Below are 6,822 nucleotides of genomic sequence, written 5' to 3' on the forward strand. Positions count from 1 at the left end.
CAACGTTTCGTATCTAGTTTTCAAGGTGCAAGCCTTGAGAAAAGCAAATCTGTTTGGTGATGATGGCGGAGGGGATCCACGCGTTCCCATCTCGAACACGACCGTTAAGCCCTCCAGCGTCGATGGTACTTGAACCGCAGGGTTCTGGGAGAGTAGAACGTTGCCAAGCATATATAGGGATCTTTTGATGAAAGTCAAAAGTCTCTCTGCTTTTCTATGACGCGGGGTGGAGCAGCTCGGTAGCTCGTCGGGCTCATAACCCGAAGGCCGCAGGTTCAAATCCTGCCCCCGCAACCAAATTATGAGTCATTAGCTCAGTTGGTAGAGCACCTGACTTTTAATCAGGGTGTCGTAGGTTCGAATCCTACATGACTCACCACTTTACCCCAAAAAGTGAAGTGATGGCTTCGAAGGGAATTCCGGTTGCTTTTCGGGGACCCTGAGATCAAACATGCGCGCGTATGGCGGAATTGGCAGACGCACTAGACTTAGGATCTAGCGGGCGACCGTGGGGGTTCAAGTCCCTCTACGCGCACCAACATTATGCGGAAGTGGCTCAGCGGTAGAGCATCGCCTTGCCAAGGCGAGGGTCGCGGGTTCGATCCCCGTCTTCCGCTCCATAAAATGCGCTCTTAGCTCAGCTGGATAGAGCATTTGACTACGAATCAAAAGGTCGGGAGTTCGAATCTCTCAGAGCGCGCCATTATTTATCCGTTTTTCCCGTATCGGGACGTAGCTCAGCTTGGTAGAGCACCTGCTTTGGGAGCAGGGGGTCGCATGTTCAAATCGTGTCGTCCCGATCAGCAAAGAAGCATAGTTCGGCAGCAATTCGCTGCTGGCCTATGCTTTTTTCGTTTTGACAGGACATGCGCTTTCGATGCATCGGTGTTATAGTAGACAATGGAAAGGAGGCGACTTTCATTTGGAGCTCAATTGGAAGCGGAACTTATTTATTTTATGGATTGGCGCATTTTTCTGTTCGATGGCGTATACGCTATCGGTTCCCTTTATCCCACTTTTCCTGCAAGAGGATTTAGGTATACACAGCGGTGTTGAAGTTTGGTCTGGCATTACATTTTCGGTCAGCTTTCTGGCAAGCGCCTTGATTGCCCCGTACTGGGGCTCGCTGGCGGACAAGTATGGCCGCAAACCGATGCTGATTCGATCAGGCTTCAGTCTCAGCGTCTGTTATTTTATAAATTATTTTGTACACGACCCGTATACGTTCATTCTGGTTCGTATTTTACAAGGCTTGATGGCGGGCTACATTCCTTCCTCGCTTGCACTAATCAGCACGAATACGCCGGAAAAACATGTAGGCTATGCGCTTGGCATCATGTCGACAGCGACAGCAGCCGGCGGTATCTTGGGTCCACTTGCAGGTGGGATGCTCAGCCACTGGGTAGGCATACGTGAATGCTTTCTTGTATCAGGCTTCGTCGTACTCGTGTCGGCGGCAATCGCGATGGTTAGCGTCCGGGAAGTGCACCGGAAAAAAGAGGGGGCGCGGCAAAGTGTCCGTTTGGACATTCAGCAGGCACTAACGAATCGAAGGCTCATGTCGGTGTTTGGACTCACACTGTTGGTGGCCACCTCGATCATGGTGCTGGAACCGCTGCTGACACTGTATGTGGTCGATATCGGCGGCTCGGCCAAAGGCGCTTCGCTGAGCTCGGGAATTATTTTCTCCGCGGTTGGAGTTGCGACCGTTATTATGGGGTCCCGTTGGGGGCTGATCGGACAAAAGATCGGCTACGACAAAACGCTGCTTATCGGCCTGATCGGCGGCGGCATCGGCAATCTGCTCCAACTGGCGACGCATAATCTGGTCGCGTTTGGCGTGCTGCGGTTCAGCTACGGCTTATTTTTCGCCGCTGTGTATCCTGCGCTTAATGCGCTGATCGTCAAAAGCTCCAGCACCGATTTTCGCGGCCGAGCGATGAGTTTGAATCAAACGTCCAATCAGCTCGGTATGATGATCGGTCCGATCATCGGCGGATTCTTAGGCGGCTGGATCGGCATTCATTTTGTCTTTTTGATTACCGGCATTTCATTGCTTCTGGCAGCCCTATGGCTGCAGGCGAACCGAAAAAAACAAAGGCCGCAGGTTGAGGCCGGCTAGCAGCAGCTTCTTTCAACTAACGACGTATTTCGATAAGAAATAGGTCGTTTTTCTCATTAATCGGGATGCCTATAAAAATAGTGGAATTTCGACAGGATATGATTTTAAATATAGTAAAAAACCGGTAATATTTTATCAATTTTTAGTAAATAAAGTATTAATTGACTGGTATTTTTCGTGTATAATAGAGGAGATTCTTCTTATGAAGCAGAAATAATACAGATTGAGATTTCGACAAGCCTTAACTGTGAAGAATAAGAGGGAGATTGATGCAAAATTCATTGTTTTTTAAGAATGTGATAAATGCGGATTCCATTTTTGAATCAATCGGACAATTAAGTGATTTCGCTAAAACCGCGATCGGGTGCGAATCTATTTCTCTTTTTCTTATAGAAGAGCCGGGTCAGATCACGCCAACCTCGTATTCGGTTAATATGAGTACGGCAGTGATGGAAGAACTGCAGGAAGTTGTCATTCGTACGGACTATTTTGCCGGAGAAATGGAAGGAACGCCGTTCACCCTGGCACAGGCAAATGGCATCGTCAAAGCATCTCTTCTGAAGAGCAAGCTTGCCTGTCTCTACGGTTTTCATATACAGCATGGCCATGCCTACGGCGCACTACTGTTCGCTTTTCAATCGCCAACGTTGTTGACGGAAGAGCAGCTTCAACTGTGCAAGCTCTCTGAGCTGCATATGGAGCAATCGATTCGAAAAATTCAATTTCGTAAGCAAGTGCTGAAACAGCAAGCCTACGAAACTTTATTTAATACACTACGCGTCAAAGATAGTTTTACGGTCGATCATTGTTATAATGTCGCCTTCTATTCGACGCTTCTGGGAGGCCGATTGGGCCTTAGCGAGACAGAGTTGGAGCGCTTGAAGCTCGGCGCTTTGCTGCATGATGTCGGTAAGATTGCGATACCTGATCATATATTAAGAAAGCCTGATAGACTCACGGAAGCGGAGTTCAACGTCATACGCCAACATCCCGATTACGGTTACGAATTATTAAAAGATTTGCCTGGTGTCGAGCATGTTCTCCCTATGGTGCGGTGGCATCATGAGCGGATCGATGGGCGAGGTTATCCGGACGGGCTAAGCGGGGATGAGATTCCTCTGCTTGTGCGTATTGTGAGTCTTGCGGATGCGTTTGATGCCATGACGTCTACGAGAGTATACAGAAACTCTTTGCATGTCCATGAGGTGCGGGAACAGCTGCAAACCCACGCCGGCAAGCAGTTTGACGATAAATTGGTGCCTATCTTCTTGAAGATACTGGATGAACAGATGTACATCAGGAAGGATGGGATGAGATCATGAATATGAAAATTGTAATGAAGGTTGGGATAATTTCATGAATGGACGCATTCTGATCATCGACGACGAACCGCATAATTTAAGTATTTTACGCATCTTTTTAAGTTCGCTGCACTATGAAGTCATCACGATTGAAGATGGACGCGAAGCGCTGAAGATCGTTAGAGAGACGATGCCGGATCTGATTTTGCTTGATGTGATGATGCCTGAAATTACGGGTTTTGAGATTTGCAAAACATTGCTGGCCAACCACGAATTCGACATCCCCATCATTTTCCTATCGGCCAATGCCCAGAAGGAGGATCTCTTGTATGGCTTGCGGTTGGGGGCCGTCGATTATTTGACGAAGCCGTTTGACCTGGACGTGCTGGAGCGGAAGGTGGAAATCGCGCTTCAGCAAAAGGCGAAGGTGCGGAATCTGGTCAAGGACAACAAGCAATTAGCCAAGCTGGTCTATGTCGATGCCCTGACGGGACTGTACAACCGGACTTATCTGGACATTATGAGCCGCCAAATGAAGGAAGGCGTAAGAGTTTTCAAGGCCGCGATGATGGTAGATATGGATTATTTTAAGGACATTAACGATAATTACGGCCATTTGGTTGGCGATCAGGTGCTTCGTGAGGTGGCGGCGATTATTTTGGCGAATATTTCCGCCGAACAGGATCTGGCTTTTCGTTATGGCGGCGATGAATATTTAGTGTTGTTACAAGACGGGGACAACTGCGCGGACATTGCAGATCGCATTATTCGTGCCGTTGATGTGATGAGGGTAAGCCTGGCACCGCAAAAAACAATGAACTTCTCAGTCAGCATTGGCGTGACGAATGACTTTGACCCTACCTCGATCATGCAAGTGATCGCTCATGCGGATTCTGCGCTGCTCGGGGCGAAAAACAACGGCAGGCATCAGATAAAAATACGATAACGCTTAAGAGTTAACATAAAAGGATGGGTGAAGCATGGTCATGGAGTTGAGAAGTTTTCAGAAGCTGTTTCAAATGACGAAAATCATAAATTCGCAATTTGAAATGTCGGAAATATTGCAGGTGTTCGTCGATGCCATCGCAGGCGAGATTACGCAGGCGGATTTGGTCGGTTTTTTCATTAAGCAGCCGGATGGGACGTTCCAAGGATACAAAGGCAACAAACTGCCGGTCGACATAACGGAGCTGTTAATCGATCCGAAGGAAGACGAATTTGTTCGGGATATTTTAAGAACCCGTTCCAGCGATTACATCTCGGATACGAGCTTGGATCTTCGACTTGACCAGTCCAAGCGTCAACTGCTCAAAATCAAATCCATTCTCGGCATTCCGGTCATCGTGGACGGGGATGTATTCGGTCTCGTATTCGTCCATGACTTCGGGAAACGGATGAATATTACCCAGGAACAGATGGAAGTGACGGAAGCGTTTGTCAATATGGCGAGCGTGGCGATTCGGAACATTCGGATGTTCGAACAGCGTCAGCTTTTGATGGAGAAGCAGCAGCTGCTGCTGGATGCGACCAAAGCTTTGTCGGAGTCGCTGAACGTGAAGGACGTGCTGAATACCTTTTTCCATTACATGCGCAAAGCGAGCGGATCCAAGGATATCGGCATTCATTTGTACAATGAGAAGGAGCATACGATCGAGCCGTACCAGCTCTCCTCCGTCAATGTGACGGTGGACGAATGGCGTTTCAAACACCGGGAAGCGAAGCTGACGATTGAAAATGACCGGCTGTTGTATGAAGTCATTACCCAGAAAAAGTCGGCGGCGATCGAAGATGTGTATGCGGATCCGCGCCCAAATCATAAAGCTTTTATCGCGTTCAATATTAAAAGTATTATGGTATTCCCGCTGGTGGCGAAAGGCTCCGTTTACGGTGTCATTGCGATCCCGTCGATCGGCAAGCCCCGCAAATATGAGTCTGATCTGCTGGAGTTCTGCCAGTCGATTGCGGATGCTACGGCGATTGCGCTTTCGAACGCGCAGCATACCGAGAAGCTGGACCATTCCATCATTGAGCGGTCGCTCGAATTGCAGCATGCGAACTTCAAGCTGGAAGGGCTCGTTCGTGAGCTGGAGCACTTGAACGATCTCAAGAGCGATTTTATCGCTACGCTGTCGCATGAGCTGCGGACGCCCATTACGGCGGTGAAGGGTTCTGTGGACATTTTGAACAAAGGCATTCTCGGGCAGCTCAACGATTCGCAGAAGGATCTGCTCGAAATCGCCAGTAAATCCATTGAGCGCCTGCTGAATCAGGTGAATGAGCTGCTCGATTTTGCCAAGATGGAGAACGGGAAGTTTGAGCTGCAGTACACCGAGGTCGATCTCAAAGAGATTATTACAGAGTCTGTGCAAATCGTGCAGTCGCTGATTAATAAGAAGAAGTTGAATCTCGTCATCGAGTCGAATGTTGCAGATGGCGCGAATCCCCTTGTCCGCGTGGACAAGCAGCGTATTATGCAGATCATGCTGAACTTGCTTTCCAATGCGATCAAATTCACCTCGCCGCTAGGGGTCATCACGATCCGAACGACGATTGAGATTGCCATCGTAACGGTTGAGGTGCAGGACAGCGGAATTGGTATTCCGGTTGAGAAGCAGAAGAATATTTTTACCAAGTTTTATCAAGCTAACAATCAGATCAATGGTACAGGACTGGGACTCGCCATCTCGAAGCAGCTTATCGAACTGCACGGCGGCCGGATCTGGTTTGAAAGCACGGAGGGCCAAGGCTCTATCTTTAAATTTTCGTTACCGAAAGGGAAGGAGTAACAAATGCGGGCGATAGAAGTAGGATTGAGGTTTCTTGTGGAGCAGGGAGTGCGGTACATCTTTGGGATACCGGCAGGCTCCATCAATGCTATTTACGACGCCCTCTTGGATATTCCCGAGCTAACACCCATTGTTGCGAAGCATGAGAACAGCTCCGGTTATATGGCGGGCGCGTATACGAGAATTACGGGGATTCCATCCATTTGTGTGGCGTCTAGCGGTCCAGGGGCGACGAATCTGGTAACGCCGGCAGCCAATGCATGGAAACAGAAGCTTCCGGTCATTTTTATCACGGGGTCCGTCCCTTCCAGCAAGCTGGGCATGGGGGGAGCTCAGGAGCTGTATGCGGAGCCGATTTTTGCTTCGATTACCAAAATGAGCCGGACAGTGCTGGATCCGCAGCAACTGCCGGAGATCTTGGCGGAGGCGTATCACACCGCCATTAGCGGGGTGCCGGGGCCCGTGCACCTCGCCATTCCGATCGATGTCCAGATGACGGACATCGGGGAGCGCGCGCTGCCGGCGCTGGCTGCAGTGACGGCGGTGTCGTTTGATGCGGCGGGCGCAGCAGCCGCAGCGGGGCGCATCCGCGCCGCCGGGGATCGCGGAGCGA

5 protein-coding genes, 6 tRNA genes and 1 rRNA gene are annotated in these 6,822 nt (G+C 49.6%); all 12 read left to right on the forward strand.

Features of this window, described 5'->3' with window-relative positions:
* Window positions 1–52 precede the first annotated feature (52 nt).
* A 5S ribosomal RNA gene (gene rrf / locus EJQ19_RS29895) occupies window positions 53–169 on the forward strand.
* A 51-nt stretch (window positions 170–220) separates the two neighbouring features.
* A tRNA-Met gene (locus tag EJQ19_RS29900) sits at window positions 221–297 on the forward strand.
* Between the two features lie 6 nt (window positions 298–303).
* Window positions 304–379: transfer RNA gene (locus EJQ19_RS29905), tRNA-Lys, on the forward strand.
* A 76-nt stretch (window positions 380–455) separates the two neighbouring features.
* A tRNA-Leu gene (locus EJQ19_RS29910) sits at window positions 456–538 on the forward strand.
* 7 nt (window positions 539–545) lie between these two features.
* Window positions 546–620: transfer RNA gene (locus EJQ19_RS29915), tRNA-Gly, on the forward strand.
* A 6-nt stretch (window positions 621–626) separates the two neighbouring features.
* A tRNA-Arg gene (locus EJQ19_RS29920) sits at window positions 627–703 on the forward strand.
* A gap of 23 nt (window positions 704–726) precedes the next feature.
* Window positions 727–800, forward strand: a tRNA-Pro gene (locus EJQ19_RS29925).
* Window positions 801–922: 122 nt separating this feature from the next.
* The gene (locus tag EJQ19_RS29930) at window positions 923–2,122 is read left to right on the forward strand and encodes an MFS transporter (RefSeq protein ID WP_126144896.1); all 1,200 of its coding nucleotides are present in this window, start codon (window positions 923–925) and stop codon (window positions 2,120–2,122) included.
* A gap of 269 nt (window positions 2,123–2,391) precedes the next feature.
* Window positions 2,392–3,444, forward strand: coding sequence for an HD-GYP domain-containing protein (locus EJQ19_RS29935; RefSeq protein ID WP_126144897.1), 1,053 nt, complete (start codon window positions 2,392–2,394; stop codon window positions 3,442–3,444).
* Window positions 3,445–3,478: 34 nt separating this feature from the next.
* Window positions 3,479–4,369 carry a diguanylate cyclase gene (locus EJQ19_RS29940; RefSeq protein WP_126144898.1) on the forward strand — a complete coding sequence of 297 codons (891 nt, stop codon included), beginning with the start codon at window positions 3,479–3,481 and terminating at the stop codon, window positions 4,367–4,369.
* Between the two features lie 73 nt (window positions 4,370–4,442).
* Window positions 4,443–6,209 carry a GAF domain-containing sensor histidine kinase gene (locus EJQ19_RS29945; RefSeq protein ID WP_164716831.1) on the forward strand — a complete coding sequence of 589 codons (1,767 nt, stop codon included), beginning with the start codon at window positions 4,443–4,445 and terminating at the stop codon, window positions 6,207–6,209.
* 3 nt (window positions 6,210–6,212) lie between these two features.
* On the forward strand, window positions 6,213–6,822 hold a 610-nt coding region (locus EJQ19_RS29950), incomplete at its 3' end, for a thiamine pyrophosphate-binding protein (RefSeq protein WP_277600992.1).

The sequence above is a fragment of the Paenibacillus whitsoniae genome (assembly GCF_003955665.1).
Taxonomy (GTDB): Bacteria; Bacillota; Bacilli; order Paenibacillales; family NBRC-103111; genus Paenibacillus_E; species Paenibacillus_E whitsoniae.